The sequence below is a fragment of the Pedobacter sp. UYP30 genome (assembly GCF_040547165.1).
Lineage (GTDB): Bacteria > Bacteroidota > Bacteroidia > Sphingobacteriales > Sphingobacteriaceae > Pedobacter.
Genome location: NZ_JBEPPD010000010.1, coordinates 60,051 through 79,616, shown reverse-complemented (window position 1 = coordinate 79,616; position 19,566 = coordinate 60,051). Strand labels below are relative to the sequence as shown.

Annotated in this window: 18 protein-coding genes and 1 other RNA gene; 6 read left to right on the top strand and 13 right to left on the bottom strand. The window is 36.7% G+C overall.

The features are described 5' to 3' along the window. The first annotated feature begins 200 nt into the window (after nt 1-200). The gene (locus ABIB40_RS12545) at nt 201-3,428 is read left to right on the top strand and encodes an error-prone DNA polymerase (protein WP_502931061.1); all 3,228 of its coding nucleotides are present in this window, start codon (nt 201-203) and stop codon (nt 3,426-3,428) included. A gap of 66 nt (nt 3,429-3,494) precedes the next feature. Here ABIB40_RS12545 and ABIB40_RS12540 read toward each other — a convergent pair whose 3' ends face one another. The 5 genes from ABIB40_RS12540 to ABIB40_RS12520 form a co-directional block, all read right to left on the bottom strand. Then, a complete protein-coding gene (locus tag ABIB40_RS12540; protein WP_354359720.1) occupies nt 3,495-3,635 on the bottom strand; it encodes a type II toxin-antitoxin system RelE/ParE family toxin in 141 nt (46 codons plus the stop codon). Between the two features lie 337 nt (nt 3,636-3,972). Then, nucleotides 3,973-4,140: a hypothetical protein gene (locus ABIB40_RS12535; protein WP_354359553.1), complete on the bottom strand. Its 168-nt coding sequence runs from the start codon at nt 4,138-4,140 to the stop codon at nt 3,973-3,975. Continuing rightward, the gene (locus ABIB40_RS12530) at nt 4,130-4,360 is read right to left on the bottom strand and encodes a hypothetical protein (protein ID WP_354359551.1); all 231 of its coding nucleotides are present in this window, start codon (nt 4,358-4,360) and stop codon (nt 4,130-4,132) included. The genes ABIB40_RS12535 and ABIB40_RS12530 overlap by 11 nt, the downstream gene beginning before the upstream one ends. A 408-nt stretch (nt 4,361-4,768) precedes the next feature. Continuing rightward, nucleotides 4,769-5,077, bottom strand: coding sequence for a helix-turn-helix domain-containing protein (locus tag ABIB40_RS12525; RefSeq protein WP_354359549.1), 309 nt, complete (start codon nt 5,075-5,077; stop codon nt 4,769-4,771). Continuing rightward, nucleotides 5,077-5,424 carry a type II toxin-antitoxin system RelE/ParE family toxin gene (locus tag ABIB40_RS12520; RefSeq protein ID WP_354359547.1) on the bottom strand — a complete coding sequence of 116 codons (348 nt, stop codon included), beginning with the start codon at nt 5,422-5,424 and terminating at the stop codon, nt 5,077-5,079. The genes ABIB40_RS12525 and ABIB40_RS12520 overlap by 1 nt, the downstream gene beginning before the upstream one ends. Nucleotides 5,425-5,750: 326 nt before the next feature. Here ABIB40_RS12520 and ABIB40_RS12515 point away from each other — a divergent pair, with 326 nt between their 5' ends. Further along, nucleotides 5,751-8,885: an Eco57I restriction-modification methylase domain-containing protein gene (locus tag ABIB40_RS12515; RefSeq protein ID WP_354359545.1), complete on the top strand. Its 3,135-nt coding sequence runs from the start codon at nt 5,751-5,753 to the stop codon at nt 8,883-8,885. Nucleotides 8,886-8,922: 37 nt separating this feature from the next. Next, on the top strand, nt 8,923-9,210 hold the full coding sequence (locus ABIB40_RS12510; protein WP_354359543.1) for a BRO-N domain-containing protein: 288 nt from the start codon (nt 8,923-8,925) through the stop codon (nt 9,208-9,210). 231 nt (nt 9,211-9,441) lie between these two features. Here the strand turns inward: ABIB40_RS12510 and ABIB40_RS12505 are convergent, their stop codons facing one another. Beyond that, entirely contained in the window at nt 9,442-10,095 is a 654-nt protein-coding gene (locus tag ABIB40_RS12505; protein ID WP_354359541.1) for a YceH family protein, read from the bottom strand. Nucleotides 10,096-10,393: 298 nt separating this feature from the next. On the opposite strand from ABIB40_RS12505, the gene ABIB40_RS12500 reads away from it, so the two are divergent. After that, nucleotides 10,394-11,443: an NAD(P)-dependent alcohol dehydrogenase gene (locus tag ABIB40_RS12500; protein WP_354359539.1), complete on the top strand. Its 1,050-nt coding sequence runs from the start codon at nt 10,394-10,396 to the stop codon at nt 11,441-11,443. Nucleotides 11,444-11,522: 79 nt separating this feature from the next. Here the strand turns inward: ABIB40_RS12500 and ABIB40_RS12495 are convergent, their stop codons facing one another. The 6 genes from ABIB40_RS12495 to ABIB40_RS12470 all read right to left on the bottom strand — a co-directional run bounded on the left by ABIB40_RS12495 (nt 11,523) and on the right by ABIB40_RS12470 (nt 17,638). Next, nucleotides 11,523-13,100: a S8 family peptidase gene (locus tag ABIB40_RS12495; RefSeq protein WP_354359537.1), complete on the bottom strand. Its 1,578-nt coding sequence runs from the start codon at nt 13,098-13,100 to the stop codon at nt 11,523-11,525. 110 nt (nt 13,101-13,210) lie between these two features. Next, an RNA gene (gene rnpB / locus ABIB40_RS12490) (RNase P RNA component class A) lies at nt 13,211-13,590 on the bottom strand. A 794-nt stretch (nt 13,591-14,384) separates the two neighbouring features. Next, nucleotides 14,385-14,846, bottom strand: coding sequence for an IS200/IS605 family transposase (tnpA, locus tag ABIB40_RS12485; protein WP_354359535.1), 462 nt, complete (start codon nt 14,844-14,846; stop codon nt 14,385-14,387). A 1,073-nt stretch (nt 14,847-15,919) separates the two neighbouring features. Further along, on the bottom strand, nt 15,920-16,345 hold the full coding sequence (locus ABIB40_RS12480) for a c-type cytochrome (protein WP_354359533.1): 426 nt from the start codon (nt 16,343-16,345) through the stop codon (nt 15,920-15,922). A gap of 186 nt (nt 16,346-16,531) precedes the next feature. Continuing rightward, entirely contained in the window at nt 16,532-17,179 is a 648-nt protein-coding gene (locus tag ABIB40_RS12475; RefSeq protein WP_354359531.1) for an SCO family protein, read from the bottom strand. Between the two features lie 87 nt (nt 17,180-17,266). Then, complete coding sequence (locus tag ABIB40_RS12470) at nt 17,267-17,638, bottom strand: hypothetical protein (protein WP_354359529.1); 372 nt, start codon at nt 17,636-17,638, stop codon at nt 17,267-17,269. A gap of 72 nt (nt 17,639-17,710) precedes the next feature. Between ABIB40_RS12470 and ABIB40_RS12465 the strand changes: the two genes are divergently transcribed. After that, nucleotides 17,711-18,367 (top strand): hypothetical protein, encoded by a 657-nt coding sequence (locus tag ABIB40_RS12465; protein ID WP_354359527.1) that lies wholly within the window; start codon nt 17,711-17,713, stop codon nt 18,365-18,367. A gap of 174 nt (nt 18,368-18,541) precedes the next feature. After that, a complete protein-coding gene (locus ABIB40_RS12460; protein WP_354359525.1) occupies nt 18,542-18,925 on the top strand; it encodes a hypothetical protein in 384 nt (127 codons plus the stop codon). 21 nt (nt 18,926-18,946) lie between these two features. Here ABIB40_RS12460 and ABIB40_RS12455 read toward each other — a convergent pair whose 3' ends face one another. Next, on the bottom strand, nt 18,947-19,315 hold the full coding sequence (locus ABIB40_RS12455; RefSeq protein WP_354359523.1) for a YccF domain-containing protein: 369 nt from the start codon (nt 19,313-19,315) through the stop codon (nt 18,947-18,949). Between the last annotated feature and the right edge of the window lie 251 nt (nt 19,316-19,566).

Genomic DNA, 19,566 nt, shown 5'->3' with positions numbered 1-19,566 from the left:
GTCGCTCAAAATCATCTGAATCAGGATTTTCAAGATTGATGGACTAACAAGATTTTGACGCCTATCATCCTAAAACCCTCCAAATCCTGATTCAGACAATAGAAAAAAGAAAGATGCCGAAACGAGTTCGGCATGACTAAAGCACTCAACCTCAACCTTAACCTCAGTCTTAATCTCAACCTTAATCTCATCATGAAAACATGTACACAGAACTCCAAGTAACCACAAATTTTAGTTTTTTAAGAGGTGCTTCCCATCCAGAAGAAATGGTGCAGCAAGCGGTTATTTATGGCTATAAGAAAATTGCAATCACCGATAGGAATACTTTGGCAGGAATAGTGCGTGCGCATGCAGCTACAAAAAATATAGACTTCAAAATTATCCCCGCCTGTAGATTGGATCTTTTAGATGGCCCGAGTTTGCTTGCTTATCCAACAGATATACAGGCGTATAGTAAATTATCAGCTTTGCTAACTTTAGGTAACTTAAGAGCAGAAAAAGGCAAATGTTATTTGTATAAAGCCGATGTATATGCACATGCAGAAGGAATGATTTTTATAATCTTGCCTCCAAATTCACTTAATGCAGCGTTTAATTTTGAAGAAGATTTCCATCGGCATTTAGTGGAATACAAAAAAGCCTTTGGCAACTCGTTATACCTTGCAGCATACAGAAGTTATCAAGGTCAAGACCATAAAATTTTATACCGTCTTGCACAGCTTTCAACAGAATTTAACATTCCGTTGGTTGCTACCAACAATGTCTATTATCATGATGTAAAACGCAGAGAATTACAAGATGTATTAACTTGTGTTAGAGAAAAATGCACAGTACAAAATGCTGGTTTTAAACTCAACCAAAACGCAGAGCGGCATTTAAAAACAGAAGAAGAAATACAGCGGCTTTTTAGGCAATATCCAGAGGCCATAAACAATGCCCAACATATTGCCGATGCTTGTGAATTTTCTCTTGATGAGTTAAAATACGTTTATCCTAATGAGATTACAACCGAGGGAAGAACTCCAATGGAAGAATTGGTTTATTTAGCTTGGGAAGGTGCAAAAAATTCTTTTGGAGATCCAATTCCGCAAAAAATGGTTGATTCGATCAACTATGAACTGAAATTTATAAAAGAGATGAATTATGCTTCTTATTTTCTAACGGTGTATGATATTGTTCGCTTTGCGCGAGATAGACACATTCTTTGCCAAGGGCGAGGATCTGCAGCAAACTCTACCGTTTGTTATTGTTTGGGCATTACCTCTGTAGATCCCACAAAATTTGAATTGTTGTTTGAGCGTTTTATTTCTTCTGCCCGCAACGAACCGCCAGATATTGATGTAGATTTTGAGCACGAGCGGCGAGAGGAAGTAATTCAATACATTTACGAAAAATATGGAAGAGATCGAGCGGCTATCGTAGCTACGGTAACGCAACAACATCAAAAAGGGGCGATAAGAGATGTAGGTAAAGCGATGGGTTTATCTGTTGATACCGTAGAACGACTTTCGGCATCGGTTTGGAAATTTACCAACGAGTGGTTTGAAGAAGAACGTTTGATAGAGCAAGGCTTAAATCCAAATGATCCACATTTGCGAAAGGTGTTGAAGCTTACAGAACAAATGATTGGTTTCCCAAGGCAACTTGGCCAACATACTGGTGGGTTTGTAATTACGCAAGGAAAGCTATCTGATCTATGCCCTATTTTAAATGCCCGTATGGATGGTAGAACGAATATAGAATGGAACAAAGACGATATAGATACACTCGGTTTTTTAAAGATAGATGTGCTTGCTTTGGGCATGCTTACCTGCATTAGAAAGGCATTTGATCTGGCAAAGCAGCATTATAATTTAGACCTTACCCTTGCCAATATCCCGCAAGATGACCCAAGGGTTTATGAAATGATCAGTCATGCAGATACGCTTGGGGTTTTTCAGATAGAAAGTAGGGCGCAAATGGCCATGTTGCCGCGTTTGCGCCCAAAGTGTTTTTATGATCTGGTGATAGAAGTGGCCATTGTTCGCCCCGGCCCCATACAAGGAGATATGGTGCACCCATACATTAGGCGAAGAAATGGTGAAGAACCAATCGACTATCCATCAAAAGAATTGGAAGAAATTTTGGGTAGGACTTTGGGCGTTCCGCTTTTTCAAGAACAGGCCATGAAAATTGCCATTGTTGCAGCTGGTTTTACGCCTACCGAAGCCGATGAGTTGCGTAGAAGTATGGCCACTTTTAAGGCAAAAGGATTGGTGAATAAGTTCGAGGAGAAATTGGTTAACGGCATGTTAAAAAAGGGCTACACAAGAGAGTTTGCTGAACGTATTTTTAAGCAATTAAAGGGTTTTGGAAGTTATGGTTTCCCAGAAAGTCATGCTGCAAGTTTTGCTTTATTGGTCTATGTTTCTTGTTGGCTAAAATGCTTTTATCCAGATGTTTTTGCGGCATCCTTGTTAAACAGCATGCCTATGGGTTTTTATCAACCTGCACAAATTGTAATAGATGCTAAAAAACATGGCGTAGAAGTAAGGCCCGTAGATGTAAATTTTTCTGCTTGGGATAACGCGCTAGAAGAACAAAGTGGAAAGTATAAAGCCATGCGTTTGGGTTTTAGACAAATTAAGGGAATGAGTGAAGCCGAAATTTTGCAATTGTTAGTCTCCCGTGGCGATGGTTTTAAAACCATCGCAGAGATGCGGACAGCAGGAGTGGGGCAAGCTGCTTTAGAACGTTTGGCAGATGCCGATGCTTTTAGTTCTATGGGATTGGATAGGCGGAAAGCGCTTTGGGAAATCTCTGCATTGGCAGATAGGCCGATTGCGCTGTTTGAAGAACAACCATCAGAAAGTGCAAAAGAAGTTCAGGTAGAACTGCCTTTTATGAGTAAATCAGAACATGTGGTACAAGATTATGCATCAACAGCACTCTCGCTTAAAGCGCACCCGATAAGTTTTATAAGAGAAAAATTAAGCTTATTGCATATTCTTTCTAGCAAGGAAGTTTATAAAACCAATGCCGGCATAAAAATTAAAACAGCAGGATTAGTTTTGGTTAGGCAGCGGCCAGGAACCGCTGGTGGCGTTTGTTTTATCACCATAGAAGATGAAACAGGTTTCGTAAACCTTGTTTTATTTAAACATTTATTTGAAAAATATAGAAAGGAAATTTTAGGTGCAAGGTTACTTATGGTAGAAGGGAAGTTGCAGCGAGAAGGAGAAGTAGTGCATGTTATTGTGCAAAAATGTTTCGACCTAAGCAAAATGTTAAAAGGACTTACTGATTCGAAAAAAGAAAATTTGCCTTTGCTTACCTTATCTCGTGCCGATGAAAAAACACCTTTTCCTCAACAACATAAAATTCCAAATGTGCAACCGCAGTCGGCAACTGGTGAAGAAGTGTTTTATAAAGGACGGAATTTTAAGTAATATTTTTGGTGCAAGCGTCTAGCTCTTGTGTATAAAATACAAAACCAGCTTTTTGGAGTTGATTTTTTATTTTGGATATTTTTCTGTGTCTTGCGAAGTATGAAAAACGGCTTTAATGATAATTGTTTTTTGTTCTTCGCTTATTGTGTAGAATATGATATAAGGAAATTTTTTCATTGGTAAACCTCGAAAATTTTCAAAGGAAATTTGAAAATATTTAGAGTCTGTTTAGATTTTACAATTATTATTTTCTTAACTGAAAGAGCCCTCCACTTTACCCAATGCTGTCCTATCCGGACGGGAGTCCTACTTTTTTCTTGAAAAAAAAGTAGCAAAAATTCAAGGCTGGCATCTCTTTGGGTAAAAATTCGCCAAGCTGTTTAATACCGATGATTCGAGGCCTTACCTTGGCTTCTCTCCTGCACACGGCTGCGAATCCTCTTCGCACGAGCAGACCGGTAGGTCTCTGCAAGCAGCTTTAGGCGTTTTTCCCTCCAAACAGCTGCTAGGCCTATCCTACCGAGTTGGCTATAGCAACTTTATTTTATCGAATTGTAAACAGGTTCTTAGTCCTCAAAATATCCTTGAAAGATTTTTTATAATCTTCAACAAAGAGTTTTGCCACTTTAGCTGAAACTACGTTTTTGTAATAATCTACCGCATCATCAAGATTCTGTACTGCATCTGGGGTTAAAACAATCTTATAACTCATGCTTCTCTACTAATTGCTTGTACACAGCATTGGCATCGGTACAATCTTCTAAGGGCACATTATTTTGTTTTTTCAAATGCTTTTTTTGCTCATCAGAAAGTACAAAATTAGATGAACTTTTTTCAAGTAAAGCATCTGCATATTCCCATATTTTTTCTAAAATGGGAGAAGGTGCATATTTTAGTTTTTCGGTTAAATTTTCTAAAGTAACAATGTTCATGATTTTAGTTTTTAAAGCCTTACTGTCCTAATCAAAGTTACAAAATTTAAAATATTTAGATATTGTTTTTTTACCTGTCGAAAAACTGCCTAGCAAAGAAGTTAATGAACCCAATGCCGGTATAAAAATAAAAACAGCAGATTATAGGTGAAAGTTATCCTGAATTTATTTCAGGACCTTCTATTATTATAAAAAGTAAAGATGTCGAAATGAGTTTGACATGAAGACGGAATATCTTAAATTCAATATGCCCTGCGGAACATGTAAAAGCTCCGCAATTGCAGAAACCTAAACATCTCGCAGGTGCGAAATTCAGTTTTGCATGGAAATCCAGTCAAAAAACTACCGTTTAATTTTGTCCTAAGCCGACCACTCCTGACTTGTCCCTTTTAGTGCGGTGGCATATTTTTAGTAGGCTAATTTTTTGCTGTTCAGTTCTACGTTAAAATTAACTTTTGCACCCAAGGCTTCAAACACTTTAAGAATTGTTGTAAATCTAGCGTCAGTTGTACTGTTTTCAATTTTAGAAATTTGTGCTTTTTTTACGCCTACAAGTGCACCCAATTCTTCTTGGGTTAAGTTGCGTTCTTGTCTAGCTTGCTTAATAGCTTGCCCCAGCAAATCCAGACGTAATTCGTTTTCAAACGCATCGCGTTTTTTAGTGCCTTTTTTACCTAAATATTTGTCGGTCAAGTTTTCTAAACTATATGTCTTCATTACTCTTTATTCTTTTCGTTAAAATATTTTTTTCTTAATTTTTCTGCTTTCTCAATTTCAGTTTTCGAGATTTTGTCTGTTTTCTTAATCAGTCCATGGGTTGAGATTACAATTGTGTCGGCTTTGTCTATTTTATCCCAAAACGCAAAAAGCCGGTAATAAGTTTTGTTGTACTTCGTCCTAAATTCCCAAATTTCGTCTTGCAGTTTCTTAAAAAGTTCTTTGTCGTTTGTGCTTCTTGCTTTCCATATATTATACACAATTTTTTCTCTGGATTTTTCGTCAAGTTCATCCAAAAACTCTTTTGCATCCTCTAAAAACTCTACCCGAAATTTGTAAACTTCCATTAAATACTATTTATTAGTAAAAGTAAAGGTTTCTTACTTAGGAAACAAATGTTGTGTGCGTAAATTAATTAGTTTAATTATGTCTGTAAGAAAAGGTTTGTATCGTGTTGTAAAAAGCCGATGCACGGCAACCTAAATCTTGCCTACAATTACAGCTCAAGCCCGTTCTTCGGAATGTTAGCTTGCGCATTCCGAAGTATCGATAATGCGGATTTCCGAATCCGCTTTTATCGGGCTTGCAGATTCAACACAGAAGAAATTATAAAATTAAACAACCTAAATTTTTAAAATGATTTTTCGGATATTGTGGCATATCTTTTTAAAGCATGTCTCTATTTCAAAAATCAGTATTAAACAAATATTACAACGAGTTACCCATTCCAAAAATTCGAGAATCCTTTCTTGATTTCCAATCCATCTTTAACAATCCGGTTAAGCAACAAAACATCTTAAATGCTAAAGAAGAGCAATACCAAGAGGGTTTTTTAAGAGAATTGTTTGTACAAATTTTAGGTTACACCTTATATCCCGATGGAAACCATAATTTAATAACCGAGCAGAAAAACGAGAAAAATAGCAAAAAAGCAGACGGAGCAATTTTAAACGGTTTAAATGTAATTGCCGTAATAGAACTAAAATCTACAAAAACCGTTGATTTAGCCAGTATAGAAAGTCAGGCGTTTGGTTACAAAAACAACCAACAAGCATGTAAATATGTAATTACCTCAAACTTTAAAAAGCTAAGGTTTTACATAGATAACGCAGTTGAGTTTTTAGAGTTTGATTTGTTCAACCTCACATTTGAGGATTTTAAATTGATGTGGGTTTGTTTAAGTGCAAACTATCTTTTAAAAAATATTCCTGCTCAAATAAAAGAAGCCTCAAACCATCAAGAAGAAAAAGTTACCAAACAGCTTTATGCAGATTATGCCAAGTTTAGAACCGAATTATTTAACGATATCTGCGGTAAAAATACCGATTACGACAGGTTATTTTTGTTCAAGAAAACGCAGAAACTATTAGATCGGTTTTTGTTTTTATTCTTTGCAGAAGACAGAGGTCTGGTTGCCCCAAATTGGACGAGGAAGATTTTACAAGATTGGACAGATTTAAAAGACCGTTACGATAATTACATACCGCTTTATACAAGATTTCGCAAAAACTTCGATTATTTAAACACAGGTTATAGCGGTAAGGATGGAGAAATATTTGCCTATAACGGCGGTTTGTTTGCACCCGACGAAATTTTAGACAGTTTAATTGTTGACGATGATTTGCTTTATAAAGGTTCGCTTAAATTAAGTAATTATGATTTTGATAGTGAGGTTGATGTAAATATATTAGGGCATATTTTTGAACATTCTTTAAACGAGATAGATGAAATACAAGCGAGTTTAGAAGAAAACAAAGTAGAGAAAGTAACCAAACGAAAGAAAGACGGTGTTTTTTACACGCCAAAATACATTACAAAATACATTGTAGAAAATACCATTGGCACACTTTGCAAAGTGCAAAAGGAGGAACTCGAAATTGTAGTAGAAGATTTTGAGTTTATTGATGCAAAAGCCAAAGGAAAGGAGAAGGCGAAAAGAGAAAGTTTAAACCAAAAAATTAACGATTACAGGGCATGGCTTTTAGAATTAAAAATTGTAGATCCAGCTTGTGGCTCGGGCGCGTTTTTAAACCAAGCTTTAGAGTTTTTAATTGCAGAGCATTCTAAAATAGATGAATTAAAAGCAAGGCTTTTAGGCGGAAGCATCGTTCTATCTGATGTGGAAACCAGTATTTTAGAAAACAATCTTTACGGAGTTGATATAAACGACGAAGCGGTAGAGATTGCTAAACTTTCTTTGTGGTTGCGTACCGCCCGAAAAGGCCGCAAGCTAAACTCATTAAACAATAATTTAAAATGCGGTAATTCTTTAATTGATGATGTTGCCGTAGCCGGAGATAAAGCTTTTAATTGGAATACTGCATTTAAAGAAGTTTTTGATAAAGGTGGTTTTGATGTGGTTATTGGCAATCCGCCTTATGTAAGACAAGAGCTTTTAGGAGAGTTTAAGGATTATTTCTCCGAAAAATATAAGGTTTTTAATTTTTCTAGTGATCTGTTCGCATATTTTTATGAGCTAGCTTTTAACGTGTTAAGAGAGGGCGGGATTTTCAGTTTTATATCAAACACTTTCGACAAAACGACAGCAGGAATTGATTTGAGAACATATTTACAAGACAAAGTTTCTTTTTTAAAATTTGTTGATTTTACAGATTTGCAAATTTTTGAAGGTGCAACAACTTATCCTGTAATTCTGATCGCAGAAAATAAAATTCCTAAAAAAGGTATTCAATTTTCGTTCACCAAAATTCCTGCAACAGCAAATCCAAAGGGATTAGACATCGATTTATTTGCCCACGATATTATTAATCAAGAAAATCTAAAATCTAATAATTGGACTTTTAAATCTTCGTTAGAAAGTGATTTGTTAGATAAAATAACAAAGCACTCAACAAGTAGAGAAAAGTTTGGAAAAACCTATTATGGCGTTAAAACTTCCTTAAACGAAGCGTTTATCACAAATAAAGATTTTGCTTCTTCTGATTTTGTGAAGCCTATTTATGAGGGTAAAGATTTAAAAAAGTGGGTTTCGCCAGCGACTAATAAAAAGTTGATTTTGTTTAAAAGTAAATGGACAAAAGAAAAATACGGAAATGAAATAACAGAAGAAAAAGCAAAAGTTTGCTTAGAAAGGGATTTTCCAGAAATATTTATTGATTTATTACCTTTTGAAGAGCAAGCAAAAAAACGATATGATAAAGGAGATTTTTGGTGGGAGTTGCGGAATTGCGCTTATTATGATTTGTTCGATAAGCCCAAAATATCATTTCCAAATCTTCAAAATAAAAATAAATTCAGTTTCGATGATGAGGGTACTTTTATAAATGCTCCAGCAGTTTTTATATCAACTGATAATAAAGCTTTACTATCAATCTTAAACTCCAAATTAGTGTGGTATTTTCTCGCTTCAATTTGTGTAGTGAGAAGTGGCGGTTATATAGAAGTAAAACCCCAATATTTTGAACAAATACCAATCCCAGAGATTTCAGAACAATTAAACAATCAGCTCATTCAAAAAAGTAATTTAAATATTCAACAAACAAAGAGTTTGGATAATCAAAATGGTTTATTTCAAAATCTTTTAATTTCAAAATTTAACTTAGCGATAAATAGAAAGTTAGAAAAATGGAATGAATTAACTTCAACAGAGTTTTTTAAAGAACTCGCAAAACAAAAAGTAAAACTTTCTTTAAGCGAGCAATCTGACTGGCTTCAATATTTTGAAGAACAGAAACAAAAGGCTTTAGCCATAAAATCTCAAATAGAACAAACCGACAAAGAAATTGATAAAATGGTTTATGCGCTTTATGAGTTAACAGAAGAGGAAATTAAAATTGTGGAGGGTTAACGTTTTGACTTTTAGCAAATAGAAAAGAATTATTAACATGGAACAGAAATTCGCGATAAAATTATTCGAGGAAGAAAAGGTAAGAAGCGTGTGGGATGATGAGCAGGAGAAATGGTTTTTTTCTGTGGTTGATGTAATTCAGATACTTACCGAAAGCATTGCTGTGGCAGCTTACTGGCGTAAGCTAAAACAACGATTAAAAACTGAGGGAAATGAAACCGTGACAAATCTTCACGGTTTGAAAATGCTTGCTACAGACGGTAAAATGCGCATAACTGATGTAGCAGATACCGAACAGCTGTTCCGTTTAATACAATCTGTCTAATCCTTTGGTTCGTGTCTCCAGAAATAATACTGATTTCTGTTTGTGAGGACACCAATGCTATCAAGTTACGGAGAAAATCAAGAAAATGATGTCATCCTGAGCTTGTCGAAGGACAATTATTTTCTTGGTTTACGACTATTGAACGGTCTTCGACAGGCTCAGACTGACAACGATTCAGCTTAACTTAATAGCATCGGTGAGGACACGAACCGAGGAGGATACAATTTTTATCTACCCATTCATCAACAGATTAACCATTTCTTTCAACTCTGTTAATTCCAATTCAAGAACAGCAACTCTTGCCTCCAAATCAGCATTATTTGAAGATTGATTTTCTACTTGTTCGATTGAGCTTTCTTCGATTTCAATCTCAGAATCTCCGAACAAATGAATATACCTGCCTTCTTTTTGTCCAGGTTTTTTAGCTAATTTTTTAACAAATGGATGCTCGCTTTCGGCTAAGTTTTCTAAATGCTCGCTTACTTCTTCTATGCTATCAAACTCGAACAAACGGCCACTGTTGCTGTTTATTTCGCCGGCGGTAAGTGGCCCACGTAAAAATAGAAGGCATAGAATAGATAAATCTGCGGGAACCAGCGGAAAAACGATGCCCATATTGTGCTTGTATTTTGTAACCCGACTGCTGCCGCCCGTTGCAGTAGAGGTTAGTGCCATTATTTTTAACTGGTTTAGCGTGGCGATAACGAGTTCTTCATCATAATTAACAACCGGATTTCTAGCAGATTTTTGATTGCAACCAAGCGTTAAACTGGTTAAACTTAACGGATACACTTCTGGCGTGGTTCTGCTTTTTTCTATTAGAACACCCAACACTCTTTGTTGTGGAGCTGTTAGTTGGGGAATTTTATATTCATTGTTATCCATCCGGTAAAAATATAAAACATTTGATACGGGTTAGGTTTTCGACGTTAAATTATTTTAACACGGTTTAGGTTTTTTTTATTTTTTTGGGCGGTCGCTGGCGTTAACGATAGAAGCGATTTACTTTATTTGGCCTCTTTAAGCCAAATAAAGATTTAGCGGATAGCGTGTAAAAACGCCCAAATAATTGTTGATTTCTATTTTTGTCGAAACATATTTTTACACCTATTGATTATCAAGTCTCGAAACTTTTAATGGCTGCTTGTGTTGATAGTTTGAAAATAAAAATAACTATAAAAAAATGATAGAAGCCAAAGGCTATGCCGTTCATAACAAAACAGATCTTTTAGCACCCTGGACATTTGAACGCAGGGATTTAAAACCACATGATGTACTTATTGAAATTGCTTTTTGTGGCATTTGCCATTCAGACATTCACCAGGTGCGGAGCGAATGGGGGCCAGCGAAATACCCAATGGTACCTGGGCACGAAATTGTTGGCCGCGTAACCGGAATAGGAGCTGAGGTGGCGAAGTTTAAAGAAGGCGATTTGGTTGGTATTGGATGCATGGTAGATAGCTGCAAAACGTGCCCAACGTGCAGACAAGGATTGGAGCAGTTTTGCGAGAAAGGTGAAACAGTTTTTACCTACAACAGCTTAGAACGAGATAAAAAAACGCCGACCTACGGTGGGTATAGCAATAAAATTGTGTGTACCGAAGAGTTTGTTGTAAAGGTAAGCGAACGACTTCCTTTAAGTGGGGTAGCGCCGTTGCTTTGTGCAGGAATTACCACCTATTCGCCCATTAAAAAATGGGGAATTGGCAAAGGACATAAAGTTGCAGTTGTTGGTTTAGGCGGTTTAGGGCACATGGCCGTAAAATTTGCTGTTGCTTTAGGGGCAGAGGTAACTGTGTTAAGTACTTCGCCATCGAAAGAAAAAGATGCGAAAAATTTAGGTGCCCATAATTTTTGCATAACCACCAACCCAGAACACGTAAAAAAATACAGCAATTACTTTAATTTCACCATTGATGCGGTTTCTGCCCCTCACGATTATGAAATGTATTTTGGATTGTTGGCTATTGGCGGAGTGCACATTTGTGTAGGTTTGCCAACAGAACCAATGAAATTTAGTGCGTTTTCTTTGTTGAGGGGAAATAGAAGTATCAGCGTTTCTAGCATTGGTGGCATTCCAGAGACACAAGAAATGTTAGATTTTTGTGCAGAGCATGATATTGTTTCGGATGTTGAAGTGATAAACATCAATTATGTAAATGAGGCTTATGAACGTGTTTTAAGTAGCGATGTTAAATATCGTTTTGTAATAGATATGGATACGTTGAATTAGGTCTTTAAATTTTTAACGTAAATAAATAGCCCCGAAAACCAATGGTTTTCGGGGCTATTTTGTGCTATTTTATGTTTAACTAATAAGTGGCTGCCAATTTTAATGCGTTATATGCATTTACAACGCCACCGCTAATGCAAAGATCAGAGAAAGGAACAGAAACACTTTCCGTGCCTTTCATGTAACTTACGTTGTGATCTACTTTTACAACAGATTTCACAATAATTTCTTTTACCTGCTTGGCAGAAAGTTTAGGATAGTATTCTCTAATAAGTGCAGCCAAACCTGCAACTACTGGCGAGGCCATACTTGTACCGCTTTCTTTTTTATAGTCGTTGCCTGCTACGGTGCTTAAAATATCTACCCCTGGCGCAAAAACGTCTACTTGAGTTTTTCCAAAATTAGAGAAGCTAGCCTTTAAGGTTGAATCATTTGTAGGGCCAGAAGCACCAACGGTAATCCAAGAATCGATGGTTTTTTGATCTAAACCTTTGTGGTTGGGGAAGTTGTTTTCTATATCAATATCTTCATTATCGTTACCTGCAGCTTGTACAATCAGCACATCTTTTTTTGCCGCATAGTTCATAGCTGCATCTACCGCTTCTTTATCGTAACTATAGCCTTTGCCATAACTCATGTTAATTACTTTTGCGCCATTGTTTACCGCATAATAAATACCATTGGCAACATCTTTATCGCGTTCATCTCCATTAGGAACAACACGCACGCCCATAATGGCAACATCGTTTGCAACTCCTTTTATACCCAAGTTATTTGTTCTGTCGGCACCAATAATCCCCGCTACGTGCGAACCATGCAAGGCATCTGGCCCTTTTACGTCGTTATTTCCATAAAATTTTTCTTTGCTATTATCTGGGTCATCGCCAACAATATTTCTGGGATTGTAATCAATGTTTAAGTTGTAATCTGCTTGTTGCCCGTAGTATTTTAAGCCTTCCATAATTTGGCTGTCGTAAAACTCCTTGAGGGTCATCTTTTGTAACGTTTTGCCAAGAACGCTTTGAATACGGGTTTCCATATCATTTTGAGGCTTGTAATTTGCAATGTCTTCTGCCGTAGGATCTGCCTTACCAATATGCTTGACCAATTCGTCTAATGCATTTTTAAATCCAGTTATTCCAGCCAAATTCTGCTTTGCATCGGCAAGTTTGCTTTCGTATTCTGTACGTGCTTTTTTAAATTTAGTATACGCTGCTGTATCTTTTGGGGCAACATTTTCATCGGTGGTAGATCCAAAGCGTTTCATATCTCTACGCACCAATCGGGTAAGCTCTAAAGTTTCGTAGTTAATGGCAGTGTCTTTTCCACCCAAAAAGTCCCAACCGTGTATGTCATCTATGTATCCGTTCTTGTCATCATCTTTTCCGTTGCCAGCTTTTTCTTTTGGGTTTGTCCAAATAACGCTTTTAAGATCTTCATGATTCACATCTACTCCGCCATCGTTTACAGCAACAATTACTTTGGTTGGTCTTTTGTTTTTTAGCAATTCATTGTATGCCTTCTCGGTACTTATTCCGAAAACAGAATCGGTTTTTAAATCTAAATTTTGCCAATTTTCTTTTTGTGCGCTAGCTAAAAATGGCAGAGAAACCATTAGGGCAAGACCTAGAGCTCCTTTTATAAAAAAGTTGTTCATTGTGTATTTTATTTTTATGCAAAATATCAATTTAATTTTTATCAAACTAACCTGTTCCGTTAAATGATGTTAAAAGCGTGTCCGAGAAGAGTTTTATGACAAAATAGAGAAAAAAATGCAGGCCTGTAAGCCGGGTTCTGTGTCTTTGCTTGCACAAAGTTTCTATCATTTATCTAGGATTGGCGTTGCCACCAGCCTCTAACAACCTACCCACTAACATCGGGCGGGCAGCCCTACATGCGTTAGCCTATTTGGTTTTTCAACTCTCGGGGTTTACAATCAAGGGCAATCACTAACCCTTGTCGTGCGCTCTTACCGCACGTTTTCACCCTTATCCCAATAAATCGAGACGGTATATTTTCTGTTGCACTTTCCGTAATTCAGGTTTTCAATCCTAAATCCCTTTCTGTTAGAAAGCGAGATGCCCTATGTTGCCCAGACTTTCCTCTTTCTCAACCTAGGTTGAGCCAGCGATAGAACAGCCTGCATTTTTTGCAAAGATGTATCTTTTATCGCGCAAAGCGATGAATTTTATGTGTTTTGTTTTAAATAGTGAATATTTGTGTTCCATAGATATTATCAAAGAGCTCAAAATATTTTGTAATGTGTTTAATCCCGAAGGGATTAAATATTTGTAGCCTTGTTGAAACAATGGGTTGTGCGACCCCGATGGGGTCGAATGCTATGGATAGCATTGTGCTATAAACATTTGAACCCTTCAGGTTCTTTTGTTTTTTCCTGCTTGGGGACGATATTTTTGTGGCTTTGCTAATCCCGACGGGGTCGCATTCTACGCAAACCATTTGCTAAAAACATTCGAACCTTTCAGGTTCGGTTGTGTCGTTACCTCGCCGGTACACGATGCTTTATGGCTTATGTAAGCACGGAGGGATTTAATGTTTATGGCCTTGTTGAAACAATGGGTTGTGCGACCCCGACGGGGTCGAATCTTGCTCGAATTTGAGCCATAAGCATTTGACCTCCTCGAGGTCGTACGGCGTTAAATCTTATCGTGTGTTGTAAAAACTAAAACCGTCTCGGCTCTACATTAACTTTAGGTTTGGCCCACTAGAGTCTTAATTACAGGAGAATTATATGTGTCGATATTGACAAATGTTCGAACCGTCGAGGTTATGGTGGATAGCGTTCATGTTAAACAAATTTTGTATTATTTTTAATTCCAAAGAGATTAAAAATTTATAGCGTTGTTGAAATATATGGTTGCGCAACCGCAGGCGGGGTCGAATGCCTCGTCAACTATTATACTGCAGTGAATATTTTAACCTATTCCAACCATTCAAATAAATATTCTTCTTTAAATGCTATCTGAAAATCTTTTAAAAGCAATTTGTACTCTTCTTTAAAGGATTGTTTCTTATGATGCTCTTTCTGATTGTTGATGTATTGAATTACATTGTTTGAGTCAGAATGGCTGTATGAAAAAGCGCCATAACCTTCTTGCCAAGAAAATTTATGCTTTAAAAATTTCTTTTGTTGTATAAACTCGTTTGATGATTTTTTTATTTCTCTAACTAAATCCGACAAGCAACAGATCGGTCTCATACCAATCAGTAAATGAATGTGGTCAGGCATTCCGTTGATAGCGAGCATCTTTTGTTCTTTGTTTTTTACGATTCCCGAAATGTACTTGTATAACTCCTCTTCCCAGACAGAATGGATTAGACTTTGCCTTCCTTTTACTGCAAATACCACTTGAATATAAATTTGCGAAAATGTTCCAGACATAATACCATTTCTTAAGTTGGTGGTTTTATAAATATCGGGAAAAGATTTCCAGATTTCTGTTTATTTTTTTTCTTTTTGATGATGAAGTCCTGGGAAATTTTCAGATTTGGTTTAAGATAATCTACTTGGTGGATTTAGTCAGATGAGTAATCCCGGAGGGCTTTAATGTTTATAGCCTTGTTGAAATAATGGGTTGTGCGACCCCGCCGGGGTCGAATGTTACGGAGAGCATTGTGCTATAAACATTTGAACCCTTCAGGTTCTTTTATTTTTTCCTGTTTGGGGACGATATTTTTGTGGCTTTGCTAATCCCGTCGGGGTCGCATTCTCCGCAAACCATTTGCTATAGGCATTTGAATCCTTCAGGTTCTTTTATTTTTCCCCTGCTTGGGGAAGATGTTTTTAAGGCTTTGCTAATCCCGGAGGGATCAAATGTTTATAATGATGTTGAAATAATGGGTTGTGCGACCCCGCCCGGGTCGAATGTTACGGAGACCATTTGCTATAAACATTTGAACCCTTCAGGTTCTTTTATTTTTCCCCTGTTTGGGGAAGATGTTTTTAAGGCTTTGCTAATCCCGGAGGGATTAAATGTTTATAATGATGTTGAAATAATTGGTTGTGCGACCCCGCCAGGGTAGAATTTTACTGAGACCATTTGCTATAAACATTTGAACCCTTCAGGTTCGGTTGTCCTTTAGCCTGCTTGGGAAAGATATTTTTGTGGCTTTGCTAATCCTGGAGGGATTAAATGTTTATAGAATTTTAATTGAAATTAGTCGACCCCGTCGGGGTCGAATGTTAAGCAACCTAATTGTTTGCCATAAACATTTGAAGCTTTTACTAAGAAATCACATTCTAAATTAGATGTCGCAAACGGTGATTTATAACGTTATTTCTTGCAATTTTTCAAATCCATGGTTACCTGCTGGTAGGTGTAAGAATTTTAATTGAAATTAGTCGACCCCGTCGGGGTCGAATGTTAAGCAACCTAATTGTTTGCCATAAACATTTGAAGCTTTTACTAAGAAATCACATTCTAAATTAGATGTCGCAAACGGTGATTTATAACGTTATTTCTTGCAATTTTTCAAATCCATGGTTACCTGCTGGTAGGTGTAAGTTCCCTGTTTGTTGCCGAAACTGTTTGTAATGTACACCATTACCTGCGCAATATCTATTGGCGCATATTCTGGAAAAGCAGGCATTTTTTCGTTGTATGCCTTACCATTGATGGTTATGGGTTTGTGCAATCCATTTTTAATAATGCAAGCTAGGTTTGTTCTATTTGCGGTAAGATATTTTACATCGGTAAGTGGTGGAGCGAGCATTCCCAAACCTTCACCATTTTCACCGTGGCAACCTTGACAGTTACTCACATATAAATCTTTCCCGCTAGACTTATAGCTTTGAAACTGAATCTGCTCTTTGTTCTGGCATGAGAAAAAAATTAGCCCGAGTACGGATAGATAAATGGCGGCAATGATGGTTCTGCGCATAAAGGGATTTTACTAATGTGCTATCGTTTGAATATTCAATTATTGGATTTTTTTGCGCTAATTTATAAAAAAAAACAGGCGAAACTATCTAAAAGTGTTCGGTGGTTATTGCTAGGACAATTTAGGATTGGTAAAATGTGTAAAAAAACTCAGAATTTTTAGCTCTGAGTTTTTTATCGCAAAATCTTATTTCTTTTCTGCCAACAAAAGCTGAATGTCTTTTTCCATTTGGGCAACCTGCTCTGGTTTAGTGCCATCGTAAGCGCCTCTAACGTGTCTATTTTGATCTACCAATACCAAATAACCTTGGTGAATGTAGCCGTCTTTCGAGGTGCTGTCTTGACCAACAGCAACCAAGTAGCTTTTTTCTGCTAACGGATAAACTTGATCTTTGGTTCCATATAAAAATTGCCATTTAGGGCCATCTACGCCTAGTTTTTCGGCGTATTTTTTCAGTTTGCTCGGTACATCATATTTAAAATCTATGGTGTGAGATAGAAACATTACGTTAGGATTGTCTTTAAATTTTTGATACACGGGAAGCAAATTTCTGTGCATAATTGGGCAGATACTGGTACAAGAAGTAAAGAAGAAATCTGCCACATATACTTTGCCATCGGTTACTTTATTGGTGGTTACCACGCTGTCTTGGTTTAAGAAAGACCATTCTGGAATCTGTTGATAAACGGTATCTATAGTTTCCTTGCCATTTGCATCTTTAACGGTTTCTGCATGGCGTTCGCCATAATAGGGCAGCGTTTTGTTATTGTTGCAAGCTGTAAAAAGGGTTGTGGCTACCAAACTGGCGGCCAAATAAGAAAATAGGATTTTCATTTTTTTTAAATTTATGATAAATGTGCAACCTTATGGGTACACAATATGCTAAACTGAGCGTTGGTTTATAAAACAATTTGTAAAAGACTAAGCAACTTTCGGGGGATGAAAAATAATCGCCGATAGACCGATTGTCGGTTTTTTTAAATATCCGGTGCTTGGTTTTGCAAGTAATGTGGAAAAGGCTTGTTCCACGGAAATTATCTTGAAGGTAACAAAACCCTCTACAGACTTTTTTAGGTTTTCTTGATTCGTCTTTGTTTTTTGATTTAGCTCTTTAAGTTTTTTAGAAAGGAAACATTTTCCATTGCAGTGTAGTTCTGGGTGTACTTTATTTACGCAGAATACGCTTGTAATATACGCTTTGTTTAATTGATAACCCGAATACATAATCAATTGCATACAGCAATTGCCAACCATGCTTATTATCAAAAAGAAAACAAGAAGTTTTTTGATCATTTTATGTTGGCAAACATACCAAACAATGGTTTTAAATAAAAATACTAACTTAGATAAATTATTTTATGACAGATGAGGTACACGTTCTCCACGTTCTCCATGCTCTCCACGCGCTTCAAGCTATTTGTGGTTTTGCTTTTTATAGGTGCAGCATTTACCAATCAGGCTTTTGGGCAGGTAGATACGACCATTAATTTAGACGTGGTTGCAAAAGCGAAGAATCCTATTATTTTTGGTGAAGGGTTTATCGGAGGTTCTTTTGGTTTTTTGTTTGGTGGCGAGCTTAATTACCAGGTTAATCATTCTCTATTTACCGCACGAATTACCGGAGTTTCGGTGCTTGAAATTGGAGGGTTTATTATTCCTGTATTCTATACCAAAGAATTCTATTATGAGCCCGCACTGCTTTACGGATATCGGTATATAAAAAACGGACACTCGTTTAGCGTTTCTGGAGGAATATCTTACAATAACAAACTGGTTTACTCACCGAGGGAGAGTGTATATTCAGAAAGAAGCGAATATGTTGGGTTCCCTTTTGAGGTAAATTATAAATTGTTTAAAAATAAAAAAACACGTTATCGTATTATTTATAGTATTTTTCCTGTTGGAAAGCCGACCGCTTTTGGTAGGGGCTTTGGTTTAAAACTTAGCGGGAACATTTCTAAATTTAGTTATCTTGGTTTTGGCTTAACCTATGGCTTTGGTTACCATAAGGTTTATGAATAGTAACACTTCTATAGCTGCACTTTGCAGTTAATTTTTGAGGAGCGAATAATCTGAGATAAAACTTTGGAGAAAAATACTCACTCAAAATTCTGTATTTTTAACAGATTAGCTGACTACCTTAAAAGATTGAAGAAATAACTTGTTTGTAGATCAAGTTTTAAAATAAAATTTATTGTGAAGAAATTATCCTTGTTTGCGATGCCCATTGTTCTTATAATGGTTTTGTTTAGTTTTAACAGTTGCAAGAAAAAAGCTACTTTACCAAATTGTTCGGCCAAAAGGCAAGTATTTAGAAACCTTGTTAATCATCAAGGTACTGTCTTCTATTATCGGCAGTATAATAAATTTGCCGTGAGCATAGACACTTTAATCAAAGACAACATCGATACTCATATTAATGGATTGCCATGTGAGTTGCCTAAAGAATTTCAAATTGAAGGAAAACGCGTAGTTTTAAACGGGAAACTTGAAAAGTTTAACGACGGCGAGAATTTTTTCGAAACGCTCGGAGGGGAACAATTGTACTTTTTAAAAATCGACAAAATTACCACGCCTTAGCGTGTGGAAAATAGCTCTGTCTCATTTTATTGATTTACCAAAAGGTGTAAAAGCGAGGTTCATAAGCTTAAAATGTTGACGGCCAAATGGGATACCGACAACGGTAAGGCAAAGCAAAATTCCAAAAAAGAAATGAGTTAAGGCAATCCAGATGCCGCCACAAAAAATCCAAATAACATTCATTATGGTAGATAAGCATCCTGTATTGGATGAAGTATCGGTTATTTTAACACCAAAAGGAGCAAGGCCAACTACTGCAAATTTAAAACATTGTATGCCGAATGGAATGCCAACTATGGTGAGGCAAAGGATTAAACCGCCGATGATGTATTCGAAGAAAATAAGGATTCCGCCGAAAATAATCCAAATAATATTGCCTAAAAGATTCATTCGTGAGTTTCATTTAAGATGTCCAAAAATTAAGTTTGTTACATTTTTGTTTAGTGAATTATTTTTTTTCAGCGCCACCTCGACCGTAGGACAGGTCTCACAACTAGGATTCATATTGAAAGCTGATTTTAGAAAGTGCGATTTCTCCCTGCGGTCGAAATGACGGAATCTGCTAGTTGGGATAAAATTTTTATGCGTATTAATTGCGCTTACGACAGAAATGAAATCCTTTTATTGCGCCTTCAGCTATA